The organism is Exiguobacterium sp. s78 (assembly GCF_018618985.1).
GTDB lineage: Bacteria > Bacillota > Bacilli > Exiguobacteriales > Exiguobacteriaceae > Exiguobacterium_A > Exiguobacterium_A abrahamii.
In genome coordinates, this window is the sequence record NZ_JACSNB010000001.1 from 854,672 (window position 1) to 876,124 (window position 21,453).

Below are 21,453 nucleotides of genomic sequence, written 5' to 3' on the forward strand. Positions count from 1 at the left end.
GGCCATGAAAAGAAGCAGGGAATCACTCTGCCTTCTTTCGGCGCACCTTCACTTAGAAGGTGCGCCTTTTTCATGACCTGAAGAGGAGTGAATGACATGAAGACGATCCTAAAAAACCGGCATTTCGTCAATTTAGAAAGCTTATCCATGACAGAAATCAATTCTTTGATTGAACGCAGTCTCGCTTTTAAACGAGGCGAGCCAGCACCAGATTTTTCCGATAAGACACTCGTCAATCTGTTCTTTGAAAACTCGACCCGGACACGTTCTTCCTTTGAGATGGCAGAACATCGTCTGAACATGCATTTACTGCCGTTCGAAACGGCGACTTCCTCCGTGCAAAAAGGAGAAACGTTACGCGATACATGTAAGACACTCGAAGCAATCGGCGCCGACGGTCTAGTCATTCGCCACGGAGCGACCGGATATTACGAAGAATTGATGCAGACACTCGATATTCCGATCATCAATGCGGGAGATGGAAGCGGTCAACATCCGTCCCAGTCCTTACTCGATTTGATGACGATGGTCGAGACGTACGGAACGGTCGAAGAAAAAGTCGTCGTCATCTGTGGGGACTTACAACATAGTCGCGTCGCCCGATCGAACGCTGATATTTTAAAACGACTCGGTGCCATCGTCTATGGATCAGGACCTGTTGAGTGGTACGACCCTGCGATGGGCATACCGTATCTTCCGATGGATGAAGCAGTCGAGCAGTGCGACATCTTGATGTTACTGCGTGTCCAGCACGAACGGCATGACGGGTCGACGCGATTTGATCCAACAGTGTACCACGCCACGTATGGATTGACGCATGAGCGGATGAACCGTCTGAAGAATTCCGCGATCGTGCTTCATCCGGCACCGGTCAATCGGGGAGTCGAGATTGCCGACGAACTGGTCGAACATCCGCGATCGCGGATCTTTGAACAGATGAAAAACGGTGTCTTTGCACGCATGGCGATTCTGGAATGGTGCTTTTCAACGAAATCAATCAAAGGAGACGATGCAGATGACAACACGAATTGAGAATGCGAGATGGTACGAGGCGGGACAAGTCCGGACGGGGGATATTCGAATCGATGCCGGGAAAATCACGGATTTAGCAGCAACACCACAAGCGAACGAAACGGTCATTGATGCGTCTGGATTATTCGTCGCACCAGGATTCGTCGATATCCATGTCCACCTCCGTGAACCGGGCGGCGAACATAAGGAGACGATTGCGACCGGCACGGCAGCAGCAGCAGCGGGTGGATTCACGACGATTTGTCCGATGCCGAACACGCGTCCCGTACCAGACGATCGCCAAACACTCGATGCCTTGTTCCAGAAGATTGAAGAGACGGCGTCCGTCCGGGTTTTGCCTTACGCGGCGATTTCAAAAAATCAACTCGGACAAGAACTCGTCGCGTTCGACCAATTAACAGATGCCGTCGCGTTCACGGATGACGGTGTCGGAGTCCAGACGGCAGCAGTCATGCGGACAGCGATGCAACAAGCGGCACGCCTCGGGAAAACGATCGTTGCCCACTGTGAAGATGATTCGCTAAAAGCAGGATGTGTGCACGAGGGGAACTACAGTCGACGAGAAGGACTACAAGGTATTCCGTCGCTTGCTGAGAGCATCCACATCGCACGTGATGTCCTGATTGCAGAAGAGACCGGCTGTCATTATCACGTCTGTCATGTCTCGACGAAGGAATCGGTCCGTGTCATCCGTGACGCGAAACGAGCAGGGATCCGGGTGACGGCAGAAGTCACACCGCACCATCTTGTATTGATCGATGAAGACATACCGAATCAGGATCCGAACTTTAAGATGAATCCCCCCCTGCGAAGTGAAGCAGATCGCCAAGCACTGCTCGAGGGGCTAGCGGACGGAACGATTGATTGCATCGCGACCGATCACGCTCCTCATGCGGCAGAAGAGAAGGCACTCGGTATCGAACGCGCCCCGTTTGGCATCACAGGGTTCGAGACGGCCTTCCCATTGCTCTATACGAAACTCGTCTCTGAAGGAGAGATGCGACTTGAGACACTGATCCGGAATTTGACGGATAAGGCAGCAGCCATCTTTGAACTTCCTTACGGGAAACTCGAAGTGGGGGCGGAAGCAGATCTGGTTTTGCTTGATCTAGAAACGGAGCGTACTGTATCACCGGAACGATTCCGCTCAAAAGGCAAGAACACACCGTTCGCAGGAGAACGGTTAAAAGGATTCCCGGTCATGACGCTCGTCAAGGGAGAAATCGTATTCAAGGAGGACACAGCACATGCGTAAACGGACACTGATACTAGAAGATGGGATGACGTTTGAAGGAACGGCGTTTGGCTCAGATACGACAACAACAGGAGAGGTCGTCTTCCAGACCGGAATGACAGGGTATCAAGAAATGTTATCGGATCCATCTTACTGCGATCAGATGATCGTGTTGACGAACCCGTTGATCGGAAACTACGGGATTAACCGAGAAGATTATGAGACGACGCGTCCGCTCGCTAAAGCATTGATTGTCCGTGAACATTGTCAGACGCCGTCGAATTTCCGGAGTGAGATGTCACTCGATGCGGCACTTCAAGATCTTGATATTCCAGGATTAAGTGGAATCGATACGCGTCAACTGACACGACATATCCGTTCGAAAGGCGTCATGCGTGGGCGACTCGTTGACGGTGAGTTCGATTTAGCAGCAGAACTGGTTCATCTTCAAAACGCACCTATCGAGACGGATCAAGTCAAGCGGGCCTCAACGGAACGAGCGTACATCATTCCAGGTGCTGGACCGCGGATCGTTCTCGTCGATTTCGGTGCGAAGCTCGGAATCGTCCGCGAACTCGTCAAACGCGGCTGTGAAGTCGTCGTCGTGCCCTACGACGTCAGTGCAACGGAAGTCTTACGCTATCGTCCGGACGGTGTAATGCTATCGAACGGACCAGGGAATCCAAAGGACGTCCCAACGGCGATTCCGATGATTCAAGAATTGACGGGAAAAGTCGTCATCTTCGGCATCTGTCTCGGTCATCAGTTGATTGCACTAGCGCACGGAGCGGATACGTTCAAGCTCCCATTCGGTCACCGAGGGGCGAATCATCCAGTCCAAGATATCCGGACAGGTCGCGTCGATATCACGTCGCAAAACCACGGGTATGCCGTCGACGAACAGTCATTACGCGATACCGTGCTTGAAGTGACGCATCTTGCGATCAACGACGGAACGGTCGAAGGCATCCGTCATACGACAGCAGCGGTCTTCTCCGTCCAGTATCATCCGGAAGCATCACCTGGTCCGATGGATGCGAACGGTCTATTCCAACAGTTTTTAGAAGAAATCACGAAACAACAGGAGGTCTCTCATGCCTAAACGTCAAGATATCCAGAAAATTCTCGTTATCGGGTCCGGTCCTATCGTGATCGGACAAGCAGCTGAATTCGACTACGCTGGAACACAAGCGTGTCAAGCCTTGAAGGAAGAAGGATATGAAGTCATCCTCGTCAACTCCAACCCAGCAACGATCATGACGGATCCAACGGTCGCTGATCGTGTCTACATCGAGCCCCTCCAAGCAGAGTTCGTCTCACGGATCATCCGCAAGGAACGTCCGGATGCCTTGCTTGCGACACTCGGAGGTCAAACGGGTCTGAACTTGGCTGTCGAACTGGATCGTCTCGGTGTCCTTGCTGAGTATGGTGTCGAGTTACTCGGTACGAAATTGTCAGCAATCGAAGAGGCAGAAGATCGTGATTTGTTCCGTCAACTGATGTTTAAACGCGGGCATGGTGTGCCGGACAGTGAAATCGTGCATACGCTTGAAGAGGCACAACAATTCCGGCAACAGATCGGTTTACCGATCATCATCCGTCCAGCGTATACGCTTGGAGGAACGGGCGGTGGAATCTCCAACACACCAGAAGAGTTCACGCGAATCGTCGAAGGGGGACTCAAGGCAAGTCCGGCAACACAAGTACTTCTAGAAAAATCAATTGCCGGGATGAAGGAAGTCGAGTTCGAAGTCATGCGCGATGCGACGAATCAGGCGATCATCGTCTGTGCGATGGAAAACTTCGATCCCGTCGGTGTTCATACTGGAGACTCGATCGTCTTCGCTCCGACACAAACGCTATCGGATCGCGATTATCAATTGCTACGAAACGTCTCGCTCGATATCATTCGTGCACTCGGGATTGAGGGTGGATGTAACATCCAGTTCGCACTGGATCCGACGAGCTTCGACTACTATGTCATCGAAGTCAATCCACGTGTCTCACGCTCGTCCGCACTCGCGTCAAAAGCGACGGGTTATCCAATCGCAAAACTGGCTGCGAAAATTGCCGTCGGGTATGCCTTATCCGAATTAAAGAACCCGATCACCGAGACAAGTTTTGCTTCCTTCGAACCGGCACTCGATTATGTCGTCGCCAAGATTCCGCGCTGGCCGTTCGATAAATTCGAAACGGCAGACCGGACACTCGGCACACAAATGAAAGCAACTGGTGAGGTCATGGCAATGGGACGGACGATGGAAGAGGCCTTACTAAAAGCCGTTCGTTCACTCGAGATCGGTACAGCGGATCTGTATATGCCACGCTTCATCGAAATGGCAGACGATGCCTTACAACAAGCGATTCGCCAAGCGACCGACGATCGACTCTTCGCCTTGTACGCGGGCTTCGTCCGCGGTTACAGCGTCGAACAGATTCATGACTGGACGGCGATTGATCGCCTGTTCCTAGAGAAGTTGCACCATATTTGGCAGCTCGAGCAATCGGTCGCAGCTGGTTTGACACCTGAACTACTCCTGCATGTGAAGCGGTATGGATTCAGTGACCCGATGCTCGCCCGAATCACCGGACAAACGGAAACGGAGATTCGCCGGATGCGTGAAGCACAAGCGATTCATCCGGTCTATAAGATGGTCGATACGTGTGCGGCAGAGTTCGCGTCCGATACACCGTACTACTACGGAACATACGAACGTGAAAATGAAGCCATCGCGACGAACCGTTCTTCGATTCTCGTCCTAGGATCAGGTCCGATCCGGATTGGTCAAGGCGTCGAGTTCGATTATGCGACAGTCCATTCGATTCAGGCGATTCGTCAAGCTGGCTACGAAGCAATCATCGTCAACAACAATCCAGAAACGGTGTCGACCGACTTCTCGATCTCCGATCGGCTTTACTTTGAACCACTGACGACGGAGGATGTACTGGAAGTCATCCGAAATGAACGTCCGCTCGGTGTCATCGTCCAGTTCGGTGGACAGACGGCGATCAACTTAGCCGAGTCATTAGCAGCAGAAGGTGTAAAAATCCTCGGGACATCGCTTGAGGATCTCGACCGGGCTGAGGACCGGAAACAGTTCGAAGCAGCATTGACGGCGCTCGACATTCCACAGCCACCAGGTAAAACGGCCGTCACAGTCGAAGAAGCGGTCACGGCAGCAGCGTCACTCGGTTACCCGGTTCTCGTTCGTCCATCGTACGTCCTCGGCGGTCGGGCAATGGAAATCGTTTATGCTCAAGAAGAACTGGAACATTACATGAAACACGCCGTCATCGCCTCACCGGAACGACCGGTTCTCGTTGACCGCTACCTGACAGGAATCGAACTCGAGGTCGACGCGATCTGCGACGGAACGGATGTCGTCATTCCAGGCATCATGGAGCACATCGAACGTGCCGGTGTTCACTCGGGTGACTCGATTGGTGTCTATCCGCCACAACGTGTCTCCCAAGACATCAAGGACCGGATTGTCGACTACACGACACGGATTGCGAAAGCATTCGGCATCAAAGGCTTACTCAACATCCAGTTCGTCTACGCGGACGGCGCCCTCTATGTCCTTGAAGTTAATCCGCGTGCCAGCCGGACGGTGCCATTCATCTCGAAAGTGACGGGACTTCCGGTCGCGCGTCTCGCAACGGACATCATTCTCGGTGAGACACTCGCTTCTTATGGATTAACAAGTGGTGTCCTACCGGAAGAACCACTCGTCTCGGTCAAAGTACCGGTCTTCTCATTTGCGAAGCTTAAAGAAGTTGATCCGACACTCGGACCGGAGATGAAATCAACCGGTGAAGTCATCGGAACGGACCGGACGCTCGAAAAAGCGCTCTATAAAGGGTTGCTCGCATCAGGGATGGCGATTCCAGAGCACGGTCGTGTCCTCTTGACAGTCGCAGATCCAGATAAAGCAGAAATGACGGATCTCGCACGACGCTTTGCCTCACTTGGATTCACGTTACTTGCAACGGAAGGAACGGCAGCGTACTTGACGGAGCAAGGATTACCGGTCCAGACGGTCGGCAAAATCGACTCGTCTTCCGAATCGATGCTCGACGTGATTGAAAAAGGGGAGATCGAATACGTCATCAATACGATGAGTCGGGACTCGCAAGTCACGAAAGATGGCTTCATCATTCGCCGGGCAGCAGCCGAGAATCAAGTCGTCTGTCTGACATCACTCGATACGGCGGAAGCAATTCTACGTGTCATCGAAAGTCGCTCGTTTGAAGCCAGTGCAATCCAAGCCTTCACACATGAAAAGAAAGTGGTGATCCAATGAAGCAACTCTTGACGGTCGTCTCTCGACGAACGGTAGCTCAAGGTGCGACAGAACTCGTCTGTCGCCTTGAGCAACCTCAGATCATCGCGCCAGGGCGATTCATGCATCTTCGCGTCGGGCCACTCTTACGCCGACCGATCTCGATTGCACGGGTCGATCATGACTTGATCACGTTTCTCTTTAAAGAAATCGGACAAGGAACAGCAGAACTGGCCTCTTTGCGTCCGGATGATACGATCGATGCCCTCGGACCGCTTGGAAACGGGTTTCCGATTGCTGCTATCCATCCAACTCAACGCGTCGTCCTCGTTGGTGGGGGGATCGGTGTCCCACCGCTGTATGAGACGATGCGCCAACTTGTCGCCCGGGGCGTGACATGTGAAGCGATTCTAGGATTTGATACGGCAACAAGTGTTTTTTACGAAGCGGAATTCCAAGCACTCGGTAAGACGACGGTCACGACCGTCGATGGAACGCATGGCACGACAGGATTCGTCACGGCAGCCTTACGTCCAGAAAGCTACGACGTCCTACTCGCCTGCGGACCGGAACCGATGTTGCGAACGTTACAGCAACAACCGATCGAACATAAGTATCTGTCGATCGAAAACCGAATGGGGTGCGGTATCGGAGCATGCTTTGCCTGTGTCTGTCAAACACCGACAGGCGGGTACGTCAAGACGTGTTCCGATGGTCCAGTCTTTCGGGCAGAGGAGGTCGTATTATGACGGAACGATTGCGTGTCGAGTTGCCGGGACTCTCTTTAAAAAATCCGATCATGCCAGCATCCGGATGTTTTGGATTCGGTGAGGAATATGCGAAGTTGTATGATTTATCAGAGCTTGGGGCGATCATGATTAAAGCAGCGACGGGGGAAGAACGTTACGGAAACCCGACGCCGCGAGTCGCAGAGAGTGGGATGGGGATGTTGAATGCAATCGGTCTCCAAAACCCGGGTGTCGATGGCATCCTAGCGAATAAATTGCCTTTTCTCGAGACGTTCGATACGGCGATCATTGCCAATGTCGCGGGTTCGACACCGGAAGAATATGAGCTCGTCGCGGAGAAAATGAGTCAGCATCCTGGCGTTCATGCACTGGAATTAAATATTTCCTGTCCGAACGTCAAATCGGGAGGGATTCAATTCGGAACGGATCCGTTGCTTGCCGCTGAGTTGACCCGACGTGTCAAACGAGTCTCGACTAAACCGGTCTATGTCAAACTATCACCAAACGTCACTTCGATCGTCGAGATGGCGCGTGCCGTCGAAGCCGCTGGTGCAGATGGTCTGACGATGATCAACACACTCGTTGGGATGCGAATCGATATCCGGACGGGACAGCCGATCCTTGCGAACCGTATTGGTGGATTATCAGGTCCGTCGATCAAACCGGTCGCGATTCGGATGATTCATGATGTCGCGCAAGTCGTCTCGATCCCGATCATCGGCATGGGTGGCGTGATGGAGGTCGATGATGTCCTCGAAATGATTTACGCCGGGGCTTCGGCTGTTGCCGTTGGTACCGCAAACTTCGTCAATCCATACATCTGTCAAGAATTGATTCAGCAGTTACCAGAACGGATGAACGAACTTGGCATCGATCATATTTTAGACATCAGGGGGAAAGCATATGAATCAACTTTACATCGCGCTTGATTTTCCGACCGAAGCAGAAGTCTTTTCGTTTCTCGAACGGTTTGAAGCGACACGACCTGCCGTTAAAATCGGGATGGAATTATTTTATGCAGCAGGCGGAACGTTCGTCCGTAAACTCGTCGAGCGTGGACACGCGGTGTTCCTCGATGTCAAAGTCCACGACATTCCAGAAACGGCACGCCGGACGATGCGGGTCATCGGACAGCTAGGCGTCGAACTGACGAACGTCCATGTTGCTGGTGGAAAAGAGATGATGATCGCGGCGCGAGAAGGACTGCGTGAGACGAACGCCGAGACACAACTGATTGGCGTGACTCAGTTGACATCGACGGATGAAGCGATGTTACGCAATTTAAAGATTGAAGGAGCGATGCCGACTGTCGTTCGTGCGTATGCGCAACTCGCAGAAGCAGCAGGACTAGATGGTATCGTCTGTTCAGCACTCGATCTTCCAGAATTAGTTCCAGCCTGTCGAGCAGATTTTCGGTTCGTCACACCCGGCATTCGTCCGACGAACAGTCAAGCGGATGATCAAAAGCGGGTCGCGACCGCTCTTGATGCTCGTCAAAATGGAGCGTCGGATTTAGTCATCGGTCGTCCGATTACGCGTGCTGAACATCCAGAACAGGTCTATCACATGTTACTTGAACAATGGAAGGGGCAATTCTCATGGTAAATCCAATCGCTAGTGCGTTACTCCGTATTGAAGCCGTCACCTTATCGCCAAACGATCCATACACATGGGCGAGTGGACTTCGTTCACCGATCTATTGTGATAATCGCTTGACGCTCTCGTACCCGTCAGTTCGTTCCTTGATTGCCGATGCACTCGCTGAGAAAGTGAAGGGACTTGCAGTCGATGTGATTGCTGGAACTGCGACGGCAGGCATTCCGCATGCAGCATTCGTCGCAGAACGGTTAGGATTACCGATGGTCTACGTACGTAGTGGGAATAAGAAACACGGTAAAGGGAATCAAATCGAAGGTGTCATTCAACCTGGACAACGTGTCGTCGTCATCGAAGACTTATTATCGACAGGGATGTCTGCGATCGAAGCGGCGGAAGCTCTGCAAGCGAAGGGAGCAGATGTCATTCGCATTCAAGCGATCTTCTCGTACGGAATGGAGCGCTTGTCAAATAATCTCCGCGACGCAAAGATTGAAGCGGATGCATTACTGACGTTCGAAGCGTTACTCGAAACCGCACAACAACAAGGCGATATTACTATAGAAGAGCAAAAACAGTTAGCGGATTGGTCGAAAGATCCAGTCGCTTGGAGCGAACGTTTTACAGCGAACGTCTAAAATCGATAGATTCCGTCGGACGACCTACGATTTCTAGTGAATGTTTTGGTACACTAGAAAAATAAAGGAGGTCGTCGACTATGGTGACGCATTATCGTGATTATGAACAGTTCAAAAAGGTCGTCCTCCCGTTTTTGCTTGAACGTCCGGATACTCATCAGTTGATTCTTGGCATATTAGAACGTGGGGATGAACCGCTCTTGATGGCAACGGCACAAGAAGGCGATCATCGTCTCGTCATATTGCAAACGATACCGGAGCAAGCCATCGTCGCAGGGGATGTGTTCTCGCAAGAAGGAATCCGAAAGCTTGCGCGAATTCTGGATAGTCCAGGATTCGTCGGAGAACAGGCTATCTTAGCGCCGCTGTTACTCCCACATTCCATGTATGAGGTACATATGGAACAGGGGATGTATGCATTGACGAAGGTCGAGATGCCGCAGGTTCCGAAAAATGTCGTCTTTCGACCGATTTCGGACGATGAAAGACAACAAGCCTTAGCGTTTGCGTCCGGATTTTTATATGAAGTTGAAACGCTACCTTCTGAGCGACAGCTTACGCAACTCCATCAGTCGATGACGCGACACATCCACCAAGGAAGCTTGTTCGGACTGTTTCATGGAGATACGCTTGTCGCGATGGCAGCAGCGACGCGTCCGACGCAAACTGGGATTACGATTTCGTACGTCTATACGCCGAAAGAACTGCGTGGAAATGGGTATGCCTCTTATCTTGTCGCCAAACTATCTGAACATCTACTGCAGTCTTATCCGGTCGTGACGCTCTACACTGATTGGTCGAATCAAACAGCGAATAAGATCTATCAGCATGTCGGTTTCGAGTTAGTCGGACGATCCTTACATATCAAGAAACAAGACCGCTACCGGTAAGTATCGAGTTTCTTGTTTCGATGTCTAGACATTGATATGCACAACAACAGCCGATCATCCTGTTATCTAAGGACGATCGGCTGTTTCATGTCAAACTGAGAAATCAATTGAATGTAGCGATGATTTTACCACGGACGTGGCGTTCAGATAAACGTTGCAATCCTTTGACGATGTCAGCTGCTGGAATCTCTTCTGTAACGAGTGGATCGAGTTCTTTCGCTGCGACGAGTTTTAATAACTCGCTTGCCATATGACCGAGGTTTCGGATCGCACGGTCATCTTCGCTGGCATAAGCAGCCGCGAGTGCCACTTCATGGATCGAAGGGGAGAGCGTGAACGGCTTGACGACCGACTGATCGGGACCACCGGCGATGAAGGCGAGTTGCCCCGAGAAGGCAAGACGTCCGAGATCCGCTGTTGCTTCATCTCGACCGACCGTATTGAAAATCAAGTCAGCACCGCGACCGTTCGTCCAATCGCGAATGACATCCGTGACATTTTCTTTTTTGTAGTCGATGGCAAGATCGGCACCGAGTCGCTTGACCCACTCATGGTTTTCTGTCGAAGCAGTCGTCGCGACCTTAAGACCAAAGCGTTTTGCGAGTTGAATGCCGATGCCACCAACACCACCTGCACCAGCATGGATAAGGATCGTTTCTTTCCCTGTCGTGTTCATCTTCTGAACGATGGCTTCATAGGCAGTCATTCCTGCGCAAAGAATCGCAGCGGCTTCAGCGAATGAGATGTCTTCCGGAATCAGGGCGAGGGCACGTGTATCGACGAGTGCATATTCAGCAAAAGCGCCATCGCGTTGCAGGTTCGTATGAATCGCTACACGATCGCCGATTTTCACTTCTGCGCCGGGGCCGATTTGTTCGACGACACCAGCTAGATCGACGCCTGGAATATGCGGAAACGTCCAAGCTGGATTGTTAGTCGCCTTATAGTCGACGGGATTCAGCGCGACGGTCTTGACGCGAATCAAGGCTTGACCTTCTCCTGGCGTCGGTGTTTCGACCTCTTCGAATGTCCATTGATCAATGGCTGTACCTGAGTGGTTTAACCATGCTTTCATGTTTAATACGCTCCTTCCGAATACGTGAGTTCATACGAGTGAGAGTAGATTTCGACGAGGTTACCGAATGGATCCTCACAGTAGACCATTCGATACGGCTTGTCTCCCGGATAGTATTCGCGGATTGGCATCCGTTGTTTGCCACCATGGGCAACGATTTTTTCGACGAGTCCTTCGACGTCTGGATCTTGAATCGCATAATGGAAGATGCCTGTTTTCCAGAATTCGAAGTTGTTTTCGGGTTGTTCATTGTTCGGGAACTCGAACAACTCGATTCCGATGCGGTCACCTGTCGCCATGTGAGCAATCCGGAACTTGTTCCACCCTGCACCAAAGACATCCGTACACATGACACCGATGGCAGAATCATCTTCGAGGACATCAGATGGTTCCATGATGATATACCAGCCCATCACCTCTTGATAAAAACGGACGGCTTCGTCGAGATTCGGCACGGAAAGACCGATGTGCGAAAAATTACGTGGATACGTCATGCTTAACACTCCTTTTGCAAAATGATTTACGCATACTCTAACTTACGCTACACTCGATTGCATAGTACGCACTTTGAAGTAACTACTCTGGAGGAGAGAACAACATGTCGACAGAACAATTTCCGGTCAATCGGGCGCTCGCCATCATCGGCGGAAAATGGCGTCCACAATTATATTGCACGTTAGAGAACGGTCCGAAACGTTTTTTAGAGTTACAACGTGCCATTCCCGGGATTTCTCGGAAAGTCTTGACCGATCAGTTAAAAGAACTTGAACGACTCGGAATGATCGAGCGGATTGAGTATGATGAAGCCGTCTTACACGTCGAATACAAATTGACAGAGGCGGCATTTACACTGCAACCGGCCATGAAAGGTTTATGCGCGTGGGGGGAAGGGAATCAATTATCCGAATCCTAAACGAGAGGCAGTGACACTCATGAAATTGACTTATCACGGACAATCGACAGTAACAATCGAGACGAACGGGCATCATCTCGTCATCGATCCATTCTTTAGCGGTAACGAAAAAGCGACGACGAATCCAGATGACGTCAAGGCAGATTTTATTTTGTTAACCCATGCCCATGCCGATCATATGCTTGATGCGGAACGTATCGCAAAAGCCACGGGAGCTACAATCATTGCTACTCATGAACTGGCGACGTATCTGAGTTTCAAAGGGCTCAACGTTCATCCGATGAATCTCGGCGGACAGTTTGAATTCCCATTTGGTAAAGTGAAGATGACACAGGCATTCCATTCATCAAGTATCATCGATGAGGAAAAACAGACGATTACGTATATGGGGATGCCGGCTGGATTCCTGCTGACGATCGAAGGCAAAGAAATCTATCATGCAGGTGATACGGCACTGTTCGGGGATTTAGCCCTTTATGGCGCCCATCACGAAATCGATTTAGCCTTCTTACCGATTGGTGATAACTTCACGATGGGTCCGGATGATGCGTTGATCGCTGCAGATATGTTGCAAGCGAAAGCCGTCGTACCAATCCACTACGATACATTTGATTTAATCAAACAAGATGCGAACGCATTCTGTGAAAAGATTGAAGCGCAAGGTCAAACTGGTCATCCGCTCGCAATCGGCGAGTCACTCGAATTATAATCCGTTCTTAAGCAAAGGAGAGGAAACGTCAATGTTCCTCTCCTTTTTGTCGATTATTCTTCTGGAATGTCAGTGGTTCATCCGATGACGCTTCCTTCTTCCGCCCGATGGCGAAACGGTGAACTTCTTCTATGATAATAAGGGGGCTGTTGACAGCCGATTCAGATATTCGGAATAATGGTAGACATGAGATGGAGGGGCTGACATGGAAGAGCATAACAGTAGGAGTGTGCGGAAACGAAAACAATCGTCGTTCACACGCTTAAAAAATAAACAAAAACAAAAGATGGATGCACGGTTGAACCGGATTGGAGAAAAAGGACCAGTGAAGCGACCGCTCTATTTATACGGTGGTGTCATTCTCGGACTTGTCGTCATCTATTCGATCACATTGCTCGTCTCAACGGAATTGTTATCGCGCGGCGAAACATTCAAAACGACGAATCGCTATAAATCTCTCGCCATCGAGGCGCCGCACGCAACGGTACAATTCGTTCGAAGCACAGATGGAAATGTCCAAATCAAGCTCGTCGATAGTGCATCGAGTGGAAAACGACTGAAAATCAGTACGTCGACGAATACGGTGACGGTGACGGGACGAGATGGTTGGCTGTCTCGACTTGGCAATCGTCCGAGCGAAAAAACGGCAGACTATACGATTCAAGTGGGACTACCAAGTTATATGAACCGTGTCGATGTCGATGCTGGAACACTTAAAGGAATGGGCATCTACGCAAAAACGATCGAGATGGACGGAGAAGCGATGAGTCTCGATAAAGTAAAAGGTGATGAGATTACACTGAATGCTACACGTGCGATTTCCGTCAAGGAAATGGACGCCGTCCATGCGCAGGTGACAGGCGAGAGTGTCTCGCTGGCAGACTATATGGCGAAGTTGAGTCTTGACGTCACAACGATTGACGGCGCGACGAAGCTAAAACCAAATAAAGCAGCCGGTACGATCACGATTGATACGGGAGGCGATATTAAAGCCTCTGACCGATATACGAAACAAAAGAATAAGGATGAGACGATTTATGAACTGTCGAAACAAGAAAAACCGGAAGTGACAGTCAATAGTGAAGTCGGGCAGGTGACGCTCGAGTGAAATTAAAGTTTCGGATTGGACTTCGAACGATCAAGACCGGTATCGCGGTAGCTCTTGCACTCAGCATCTCTTGGTATGTATTCGGTATTTATTCAGGAATGGGGGCTGTCGCAGCCATCGTTGCGATGCAACCGACGATCCATCGTTCATTTAAAATCGTTTTCAATCGAATTTTCGGAACGGTACTCGGACTGATGTGTGGACTCGCGATCGTTGCGACACTTGGTGCCAATCCACTGACGATCGGACTCGCCGTCGTCGTCTCGCTCGTCCTCAATTCGATGATTGGACGAACGGATATGTCGACGTTCGCTGCTTTTGCGATCGTCTTGATGTTCGAGAGCCCGACCGCTGACTACGTCCACTATGCCTTATCACGGTCGTTGTTGACTGTCGTTGGGGTATTATCTGCCGTCCTCGTCAATTACATCGTCTTCCCACCACATTATGAAGACCGCTTACTGTTACTCGTCAAAAAAACGACGCAACAGTTGATGGAAGATTGGCGAAGCCTTGTGCAAGATGATGGACGCTTGCTTGCCGTCCGTAAACAAATCCTCAAACATGAGGAAATGATGTTGATGCTTCAAGAGGATCAAAAATATCCATTAGTGGCGAGCGGTCAAAGTGAAGCGTTCATTCGACTGAAGGAGCTTGTCGATCTTGAAGACAAGTTGCTCGTCTTGCTTGAAAGCATTGCCAGTCATCGGGATATCCCGATGACAGAAGAACAGGAAAAGACGCTCGGTCAGGAAATTGATTTCTTACTCAGCCATCATTACGATGTCATCTTCTCTCACGAACGAAAACAGGCGATGTTCTCATTCGATCAAGAATTAAGCGAGGCGAAGGACATCATCCATGGGCATTTACTCGATTACCGGGAACAGTTAGAAAAAATGAAGTGAAGATGAAAAAGCGCTGTTTCTCCTAAGTGACATTTAGGAGAAACAGCGCTTTTTCGTGTAGCGTCATTGACGTAAGGATTGGACGACATCTGGATCAGGTGTGACGTATAGTGTCGTTTGATCCGTGTAGATGACGAATCCGGGCTTTGCACCACTCGGTTTTTTGACATAACGTAGTTCCGTGAAGTCGACCGGGACTTGGCTCGATTCACGTGCTTTCGAGAAATAAGCCGCGACGATCGCTGCTTCCTTCAACGTCGTCTCGTCTGGTGCATCACTTTGAATGATGACGTGTGATCCCGGGATATCCTTCGTGTGTAACCACGTATCGGACCTGCGTCCGAACTTGAACGTCGCGTAATCATTTTGTTTATTGTTCTTTCCGACGAAGAATGGAAGACCAGTCGAAGAACGGTATTCTTCGAGTTGTGGGAGCTGCGGTTTCTTTTTCTTCTTTTGTCGTTCGCGCAGATAACCTTCTTCGACGAGTTCCTCGCGCATTTCCCGGATGTCTTCCGGGGATGCGACATCGAGTTGCGCAAGTAAGCCTTCGAAGTACGCAATCTCAGCTTGGTTCTTCTCGAGCTGACGCGCGACTTCGACTTTGGCGGTTTTTAATTTGTTATACCGTTTGTAATAACGTTGCGCGTTCTCATTCGGCGAGAAACGAGGATCAAGCGTGATCGTGATCTCAGCACCATCTGGATCATAGTAATCGACGACGGTCGCTTCCTTCATCCCGCGTTCGAGCTGATAAAGATAGGTCGTCAGCAGTTCCCCTTTATGTTTCCATTCATCCATCCGTAACGTCGCTTCTAAATCTTTTTCGAGTTTTGAGCGCTTTAAGATATTCTTATCGTACTCGCTCTTGATGAACCGTTCGAGATCGGCTGCTTGTTGTTTGACGCGATCGCGGTTTGCTTTTTGATGGAAGAAGGCGTCGAGGACTTGACCACTCGTCTCGAACGTCTTCTCGTCGATGATGGATCCTTCCGTTAGCCGGACCGGTGCGAAGCGTTCCTTACCACCTTCCATCCGTTGTAAGACATAAGGACCATCGAGTTCCTTCAGGACATCTTGAAAGGCAGATGCAAGATTCGTCCGGTTGGCAAGACCTGCCCGTGTGACGACTTCCTTTGCAATTTGTGGAGACAGACCACTGAAGAGACCAAGTAACTGTCGATCTAGTTTACCGGCGTTCCAGTCAATCCGGTGGAGTGTCTTTTCGATATCTCCCGTGAGCGGATCCACTTTATCCTGTGCCGGCGGAAGCTGGTATGTCACCCCTGGCATGATCGTCCGGAAGGTATTTTGACTGAGTGGCAAGTGTTTGATCGCATCGAGGATCTTATCTTGTCCATCGGTCAAAATGATGTTCGAGTGACGTCCCATCAACTCGACATAGATTTTTTTCGCTTCCTCATCACCGAGTTCGTTCCGAGACCGGACGCGTAAGACGATGATTCGGTCACGTTCGAGTTGTTCAATTGATTCGATGAACCCACCTTCGACATGTTTGCGGAGCATCATACAGAAGAGTGGGGGTTCACTCGGGTTGCTGACCGCTTCCGACGTAATGTGCATCCGTGCATACATGGCATTCGCAGAGGCGAGCAACAATACGTTTTTTCGCTCAGCCCGGACCTGGAATACTAAATCCAATGTATAAGGCTGGTATACCTTATTGATCCGTCCTCCGACGAGTGGTTGGAGTTCTTCGACGACACGTGTCGTCATCAATCCGTCAAAAGCCATACGATTACCTTCTTTCTTGATTTCGTTCTCACTTTCTAAAGGTAACAGAAATGGCATCGTTATGGTATGATAAAGCAGTCGAGCTAAAAAAAGATGACTTGCGAACTTCCCGTCTCTACTGCTAATATGAAACAATGTGAAGTTTGTGAGATGGAGGGGTTTTGAAGTGATTTTCAAAGAGCGTGGCTTATTACTCGTATTATCTGGTCCAAGTGGTGTCGGAAAGGGAACGGTCTGTCGTGCCTTGCGCGAAGATCAGGATAATGATCTGCATTACTCGGTATCCTGTACGACGCGCCAACCGCGCGAAGGAGAAGTAGATGGTGTTCATTACTTCTTTAAATCGCGTGAAGAATTCGAAGAGATGATTGCGAACAATCAACTCTTGGAATATGCTGAATTCGTAGGAAACTATTATGGAACACCAGTTGAATGGGTGAACCAGATCCTAGATGAAGGAAAAGACGTCATTCTCGAAATCGAAGTTCAAGGGGCCATGCAGGTCAAAGAACATTTTCCTGAAGCTGTCTTCTTATTCCTTGCACCTCCAAGCCTCCAAGAATTGCGGAACCGCCTCGTAGGGCGTGGAACGGAATCGGAGGAAGTCATTAAGCAACGTCTGCTCGTCGCTAAAGAAGAGATCGAGATGATGGATGCGTATGACTATGTCGTGACGAACGACGAAATTCATAAAGCCTGTGATCGTATTCAAGCAATCGTCACAGCGGAACATTGCAGTCGGGAACGTGTCGCGTCCCTATATAAAAAAGCCATGGAGGTTAAGTGATATGTTATATCCATCAGTTGATAAGCTTCAAAAGAAAGTACCATCGAAATATACGATCGTTACAGTTGCCGCTAAGCGTGCGCGTCAAATCCAAGACGGGAAACGCGTGAAAGTCATGAACCCAAAATCGCATAAACCGGTCGGGAAAGCTTTAGAAGAGCTTTATTTCGAAGAAGTAACCGTCACGAACCAACCGCAAGACTAATTTTGAAGCAGCCACTTGTCATCGTGGCTGTTTTTTTCAATAAGGAGGATACCTACATGTTAACCAACCGAAACATCCTACTGTGTGTCGGCGGTGGAATCGCTTCCTATAAATCAGCAGCACTCGCTTCCAAACTCGTTCAAGCAGGCGCACACGTTCAAGTCGCGATGACGCGTAATGCGCAACAATTCGTCGGTAAGACGACGTTTGAGGCACTGACGCGAAAAGCGGTCTATGACAATGTCTTCATCGAGCATGATCCGTCAAAAATCGCCCATATCGATTTAGCGGACGAAGCGGATTTAATCGTCGTCGCACCAGCAACCGCGAACTTGATTGCAAAACTCGCGCACGGGATCGCAGATGACTTCATTACGACGACGATCCTTGCAGCAACGTGTCCCGTCATCGTCGCACCGGCGATGAATGTCAACATGCTCGAACATCCGGCGACAGTTCGCAATATCGAACAACTCAAGCAGGACGGTGTCCAGGTGATTGCACCGGGAGTCGGAAATCTCGCATGTGGTTGGGTCGGGAAAGGTCGTTTACCCGAACCGGAAGACTTAGTCGCAACACTCTCAACCTTCTTTGAAGATAAGTATCTAGCCGGGCGAAAAGTCTTGATCAGTGCAGGCCCGACCGTTGAACGGATTGATCCGGTCCGTTATTTGACGAATGACTCTTCAGGAAAGACAGGCATTGCACTTGCGGAAGCAGCAAGAGACGCAGGAGCAGATGTCACGCTCGTACACGGGCCACTTCGGATCGGACTACCGGCTGGCGTCGAAACGATTGCCGTCGAGTCGGGAGAAGAGATGCTCGAAGCCATGTTACGTGACTATGAGACGCAAGACATCGTCATCATGTCCGCTGCCGTAGCTGACTATCGACCGTCTGTCCAGTACGATCAGAAGCAGAAGAAAATTCACGGACCATTGCGGATTGAACTCGAGGAGACGACGGATATTCTGAAGACGCTCGGTGAGCAGAAAGAACATCAGGTATTAGTTGGATTTGCAGCGGAGACGACGGACGTCGAGACGTTCGCGAAACAGAAACTCGTCCGAAAGAAGGCGGATTTCATCGTCGCGAATGATGTCTCTCGTTCTGACATCGGATTTGTCAGCGACGAAAATGAGGTCGTCGTTTTTGGGAAGAATGATTCCGTCACGCGATACGATCAACAATTGAAATCGACGCTCGCCAAATCGCTCATGCGCCAATTTGCGGAGGCATTGGCATGATAGCTGAAGTCATCGTCGATGTCGCAGCGGCCACCGTCGATCGTCCTTTTGATTATGCCGTGCCGGAACTCTGGCAGGAGCTGATTGTTCCCGGAATGCGCGTAGAGGTTCCGTTCGGTCCACGTGCGTTGCTTGGGATCGTCGTCGGAACGAAAGCAACCTCTGATTTGACGAACGTCAAATCGATCGTTCGTGTCTTAGATGAGACGCCGACCTATACGCAAGAATTACTCGAGCTGTCGGCTTATCTATCAGAAACGACATTGTGTTTTCAGGCGACGGCACTGCTTGCGATGCTGCCGGCTGCGTTGAAGGTGAGTTATGATAAACTGGTCATAGTCGAGTCGGGCCCACTTCGGGCATATCATGGTAAGAAAATGAGTCAATTACCAACGGAAGTCCAACAAATCATCTTAACAGCGGCGAAACAAGCTGACGTGACGCTTCAACCGGTCATTCGCGAGAAAAAGACGTCAAAGACGGATAAACGTATTCGTCTCCTAGAGGAACAGGCAACTTTTACGAAACAAGCGAGTCAACAAGCGGCACTGTATGCGTATATCCAAGAATTTCCGAATGCGCTTTGGAGTGAAATCAAGCAGGCGACGGGCGCAACGAGCGCGACGTTGAACGCCCTCGAGAAAAAAAGCATCATTGAAGTCGAGACGATTGATGTACGGCGAAATCCTTACGAACATCTCGTCCAAGACATCTTTGTGCCGTCCTCTTTGACGGAAAAGCAACAGGAAGCTGTCTCGGCGATTACGGCTGAAGCTGAGACCGGAACGTTTTTGTTACATGGCGTAACAGGAAGCGGTAAGACGGAAGTCTATCTTGAATCGATTCATGCACAACTCGAACGCGGTAGACAAGCGATCTTGCTCGTTCCAGAAATCAGTCTGACACCGATGATGGTCAAACGGTTCAAACGTCGTTTCGGAGAACGGGTCGCTGTCCTGCATAGCGGTCTATCGCTCGGAGAAAAGTATGATGAGTGGCGCAAAATCGCTCAAGGCGAGGTCGATGTCGTCGTCGGTGCACGGTCCGCCGTGTTTGCGCCGCTGACGAATATCGGAATCATCATTCTCGATGAAGAACATGAAACAACCTATAAACAAGAAGAGAATCCGCGCTATCATACGCGTGATGTTGCAAAATGGCGAGCGGCCTATCATCGTTGTCCCGTCGTGCTCGGAAGTGCAACTCCATTACTTGAGACGTATGCGCGGGCACAAAAAGGGGTCTATCGTTACTTACCGCTTCGCGAACGATTCGGTGGGGAACTGCCTCCGGTCGACATCGTTGATATGCGTAAGGAACTTGAACGGGGCAATCGTACTCCGTTCAGCCTCGCGCTCGTCGAAGGCATCAAAGAACGAATCGAGCGTGGGGAACAGACGGTATTACTTTTGAACCGTCGAGGGTACACGACATTCGTCTTATGTCGGGATTGCGGGGAGACGCTTCAATGTCCGCATTGTGCCGTCAATTTAACGTATCATCAACATGAAGATCGCTTGAAGTGCCACTATTGTGGATTCGAGGCGGCGATGCCGAAAACTTGTCCGTCCTGTGAATCGACGAAGATTCGTCAGTTCGGAACGGGGACGCAAAAGATCGAGGAAGAGTTGGCGCATTTGATTCCGGAAGCACGGATTATTCGGATGGATCAAGATACGACGTCTCGTAAAGGCGCACACGAGAAGTTACTCGATGCCTTCGAGCGTAAGGAAGGGAACATTCTTCTCGGAACACAGATGATTGCAAAAGGTCTCGACTTTCCAAATGTCACGCTCGTAGGGGTGCTCGCTGCTGATGCGACGCTCGGTATTCCGGATTTTCGGGCAAGTGAGCGAACGTTCCAGTTGATCACGCAAGTGTCGGGGCGTGCCGGGCGGGGGCAACTCGCCGGACAGTCGATCATCCAGACCTATAATCCTGAGCACTACGTCATTCAGACGGCGAAACAGCATGATTACGAAACGTTCTATAAGCGGGAGATGCAGTTGCGCAAACTCGGGGGACACCCTCCATTCTGGTTCCTTGGCTTGATCACGGTCTCAGCGACACATCCACTCGAAGCACAAGCAGAAGCGCAACAGATTGCTTCTGAGCTGCGGGCTTTCGAATCGGAGGATTTAGTCGTCAATGGACCGTTCGATGCGCCACTTGCTCGACTGAAGAATATGTACCGACAACAGGTCTTAATTAAACATAAAGGGCAGGAAGATGTCCGGACACATCTCCGTGATATCTTAGCCCGTCGTCAAAAATCAAAAACACAAGTCGCGATCGACTTGAATCCATTTGTATTCATGTGAGGT

General features: G+C 50.3%; 20 protein-coding genes. 17 read left to right on the plus strand and 3 right to left on the minus strand.

Annotated features, from left to right (window positions below; all coding sequences use genetic code 11):
- Positions 1 to 96 precede the first annotated feature (96 nt).
- The 9 genes from KNQ18_RS04215 (at position 97) to KNQ18_RS04255 (ending at position 10,422) form a co-directional block, all read left to right on the plus strand.
- Positions 97 to 1,032: an aspartate carbamoyltransferase catalytic subunit gene (locus tag KNQ18_RS04215; protein WP_215083925.1), complete on the plus strand. Its 936-nt coding sequence runs from the start codon at positions 97 to 99 to the stop codon at positions 1,030 to 1,032.
- Positions 1,016 to 2,287: a dihydroorotase gene (locus tag KNQ18_RS04220; RefSeq protein ID WP_214723649.1), complete on the plus strand. Its 1,272-nt coding sequence runs from the start codon at positions 1,016 to 1,018 to the stop codon at positions 2,285 to 2,287. The genes KNQ18_RS04215 and KNQ18_RS04220 overlap by 17 nt, the downstream gene beginning before the upstream one ends.
- A complete protein-coding gene (locus tag KNQ18_RS04225) occupies positions 2,280 to 3,368 on the plus strand; it encodes a carbamoyl phosphate synthase small subunit (RefSeq protein ID WP_023468786.1) in 1,089 nt (362 codons plus the stop codon). Before KNQ18_RS04220 ends, KNQ18_RS04225 begins: the two co-directional genes overlap by 8 nt.
- On the plus strand, positions 3,361 to 6,570 hold the full coding sequence (gene carB, locus KNQ18_RS04230) for a carbamoyl-phosphate synthase large subunit (protein WP_215083927.1): 3,210 nt from the start codon (positions 3,361 to 3,363) through the stop codon (positions 6,568 to 6,570). The genes KNQ18_RS04225 and carB overlap by 8 nt, the downstream gene beginning before the upstream one ends.
- The gene (locus KNQ18_RS04235; RefSeq protein ID WP_215083929.1) at positions 6,567 to 7,298 is read left to right on the plus strand and encodes a dihydroorotate dehydrogenase electron transfer subunit; all 732 of its coding nucleotides are present in this window, start codon (positions 6,567 to 6,569) and stop codon (positions 7,296 to 7,298) included. The genes carB and KNQ18_RS04235 overlap by 4 nt, the downstream gene beginning before the upstream one ends.
- The gene (locus KNQ18_RS04240) at positions 7,295 to 8,227 is read left to right on the plus strand and encodes a dihydroorotate dehydrogenase (protein ID WP_215083931.1); all 933 of its coding nucleotides are present in this window, start codon (positions 7,295 to 7,297) and stop codon (positions 8,225 to 8,227) included. The genes KNQ18_RS04235 and KNQ18_RS04240 overlap by 4 nt, the downstream gene beginning before the upstream one ends.
- Positions 8,202 to 8,903 (plus strand): orotidine-5'-phosphate decarboxylase, encoded by a 702-nt coding sequence (gene pyrF / locus KNQ18_RS04245; RefSeq protein ID WP_215083933.1) that lies wholly within the window; start codon positions 8,202 to 8,204, stop codon positions 8,901 to 8,903. Before KNQ18_RS04240 ends, pyrF begins: the two co-directional genes overlap by 26 nt.
- Positions 8,891 to 9,532, plus strand: coding sequence for an orotate phosphoribosyltransferase (gene pyrE, locus KNQ18_RS04250; protein ID WP_432277382.1), 642 nt, complete (start codon positions 8,891 to 8,893; stop codon positions 9,530 to 9,532). Before pyrF ends, pyrE begins: the two co-directional genes overlap by 13 nt.
- Positions 9,533 to 9,612: 80 nt before the next feature.
- Entirely contained in the window at positions 9,613 to 10,422 is an 810-nt protein-coding gene (locus KNQ18_RS04255; protein WP_215083935.1) for a GNAT family N-acetyltransferase, read from the plus strand.
- Positions 10,423 to 10,525: 103 nt separating this feature from the next.
- Here KNQ18_RS04255 and KNQ18_RS04260 read toward each other — a convergent pair whose 3' ends face one another.
- Positions 10,526 to 11,497 carry a zinc-binding dehydrogenase gene (locus KNQ18_RS04260; RefSeq protein ID WP_149427615.1) on the minus strand — a complete coding sequence of 324 codons (972 nt, stop codon included), beginning with the start codon at positions 11,495 to 11,497 and terminating at the stop codon, positions 10,526 to 10,528.
- A 2-nt stretch (positions 11,498 to 11,499) separates the two neighbouring features.
- Positions 11,500 to 11,991, minus strand: coding sequence for a lactoylglutathione lyase family protein (locus KNQ18_RS04265; protein ID WP_023468778.1), 492 nt, complete (start codon positions 11,989 to 11,991; stop codon positions 11,500 to 11,502).
- Between the two features lie 104 nt (positions 11,992 to 12,095).
- Here KNQ18_RS04265 and KNQ18_RS04270 point away from each other — a divergent pair, with 104 nt between their 5' ends.
- From KNQ18_RS04270 to KNQ18_RS04285, 4 genes are all read left to right on the plus strand, one after another.
- Positions 12,096 to 12,410, plus strand: coding sequence for a winged helix-turn-helix transcriptional regulator (locus KNQ18_RS04270; protein ID WP_023468777.1), 315 nt, complete (start codon positions 12,096 to 12,098; stop codon positions 12,408 to 12,410).
- 19 nt (positions 12,411 to 12,429) lie between these two features.
- Positions 12,430 to 13,119, plus strand: a complete 690-nt coding sequence (locus KNQ18_RS04275; protein ID WP_023468776.1) for a metal-dependent hydrolase — start codon at positions 12,430 to 12,432, stop codon at positions 13,117 to 13,119.
- A 205-nt stretch (positions 13,120 to 13,324) separates the two neighbouring features.
- Entirely contained in the window at positions 13,325 to 14,227 is a 903-nt protein-coding gene (locus KNQ18_RS04280; protein ID WP_050677515.1) for a DUF4097 family beta strand repeat-containing protein, read from the plus strand.
- Positions 14,224 to 15,135: an FUSC family protein gene (locus KNQ18_RS04285; RefSeq protein WP_058704466.1), complete on the plus strand. Its 912-nt coding sequence runs from the start codon at positions 14,224 to 14,226 to the stop codon at positions 15,133 to 15,135. Before KNQ18_RS04280 ends, KNQ18_RS04285 begins: the two co-directional genes overlap by 4 nt.
- 63 nt (positions 15,136 to 15,198) lie before the next feature.
- Here the strand turns inward: KNQ18_RS04285 and KNQ18_RS04290 are convergent, their stop codons facing one another.
- Positions 15,199 to 16,890, minus strand: a complete 1,692-nt coding sequence (locus tag KNQ18_RS04290) for an Rqc2 family fibronectin-binding protein (RefSeq protein ID WP_149427613.1) — start codon at positions 16,888 to 16,890, stop codon at positions 15,199 to 15,201.
- 169 nt (positions 16,891 to 17,059) lie between these two features.
- On the opposite strand from KNQ18_RS04290, the gene gmk reads away from it, so the two are divergent.
- The 4 genes from gmk to priA are packed head-to-tail and all read left to right on the plus strand — an operon-like array spanning position 17,060 to position 21,450.
- A complete protein-coding gene (gene gmk, locus KNQ18_RS04295) occupies positions 17,060 to 17,677 on the plus strand; it encodes a guanylate kinase (RefSeq protein WP_174316772.1) in 618 nt (205 codons plus the stop codon).
- Between the two features lies 1 nt (position 17,678).
- Positions 17,679 to 17,882, plus strand: coding sequence for a DNA-directed RNA polymerase subunit omega (gene rpoZ, locus KNQ18_RS04300; RefSeq protein ID WP_149427612.1), 204 nt, complete (start codon positions 17,679 to 17,681; stop codon positions 17,880 to 17,882).
- Between the two features lie 56 nt (positions 17,883 to 17,938).
- Positions 17,939 to 19,129: a bifunctional phosphopantothenoylcysteine decarboxylase/phosphopantothenate--cysteine ligase CoaBC gene (gene coaBC, locus KNQ18_RS04305; RefSeq protein WP_133207524.1), complete on the plus strand. Its 1,191-nt coding sequence runs from the start codon at positions 17,939 to 17,941 to the stop codon at positions 19,127 to 19,129.
- Positions 19,126 to 21,450, plus strand: coding sequence for a primosomal protein N' (priA, locus tag KNQ18_RS04310; RefSeq protein WP_064299632.1), 2,325 nt, complete (start codon positions 19,126 to 19,128; stop codon positions 21,448 to 21,450). The genes coaBC and priA overlap by 4 nt, the downstream gene beginning before the upstream one ends.
- Positions 21,451 to 21,453 lie beyond the last annotated feature (3 nt).

Coding starts and splice junctions, on each gene's coding strand:
- KNQ18_RS04235 (WP_215083929.1), top strand. CDS start 6,567: ATGAAGCAACTCTTGACGGTCGTCTCTCGACGAACGGTAGCTCAAGGT.
- KNQ18_RS04270 (WP_023468777.1), top strand. CDS start 12,096: ATGTCGACAGAACAATTTCCGGTCAATCGGGCGCTCGCCATCATCGGC.
- priA (WP_064299632.1), top strand. CDS start 19,126: ATGATAGCTGAAGTCATCGTCGATGTCGCAGCGGCCACCGTCGATCGT.
- KNQ18_RS04215 (WP_215083925.1), top strand. CDS start 97: ATGAAGACGATCCTAAAAAACCGGCATTTCGTCAATTTAGAAAGCTTA.
- KNQ18_RS04265 (WP_023468778.1), bottom strand. CDS start 11,991: ATGACGTATCCACGTAATTTTTCGCACATCGGTCTTTCCGTGCCGAAT.
- pyrF (WP_215083933.1), top strand. CDS start 8,202: ATGAATCAACTTTACATCGCGCTTGATTTTCCGACCGAAGCAGAAGTC.
- KNQ18_RS04220 (WP_214723649.1), top strand. CDS start 1,016: ATGACAACACGAATTGAGAATGCGAGATGGTACGAGGCGGGACAAGTC.
- KNQ18_RS04280 (WP_050677515.1), top strand. CDS start 13,325: ATGGAAGAGCATAACAGTAGGAGTGTGCGGAAACGAAAACAATCGTCG.
- KNQ18_RS04225 (WP_023468786.1), top strand. CDS start 2,280: ATGCGTAAACGGACACTGATACTAGAAGATGGGATGACGTTTGAAGGA.
- KNQ18_RS04240 (WP_215083931.1), top strand. CDS start 7,295: ATGACGGAACGATTGCGTGTCGAGTTGCCGGGACTCTCTTTAAAAAAT.
- KNQ18_RS04290 (WP_149427613.1), bottom strand. CDS start 16,890: ATGGCTTTTGACGGATTGATGACGACACGTGTCGTCGAAGAACTCCAA.
- coaBC (WP_133207524.1), top strand. CDS start 17,939: ATGTTAACCAACCGAAACATCCTACTGTGTGTCGGCGGTGGAATCGCT.
- carB (WP_215083927.1), top strand. CDS start 3,361: ATGCCTAAACGTCAAGATATCCAGAAAATTCTCGTTATCGGGTCCGGT.
- KNQ18_RS04255 (WP_215083935.1), top strand. CDS start 9,613: ATGGTGACGCATTATCGTGATTATGAACAGTTCAAAAAGGTCGTCCTC.
- rpoZ (WP_149427612.1), top strand. CDS start 17,679: ATGTTATATCCATCAGTTGATAAGCTTCAAAAGAAAGTACCATCGAAA.
- KNQ18_RS04275 (WP_023468776.1), top strand. CDS start 12,430: ATGAAATTGACTTATCACGGACAATCGACAGTAACAATCGAGACGAAC.
- KNQ18_RS04260 (WP_149427615.1), bottom strand. CDS start 11,497: ATGAAAGCATGGTTAAACCACTCAGGTACAGCCATTGATCAATGGACA.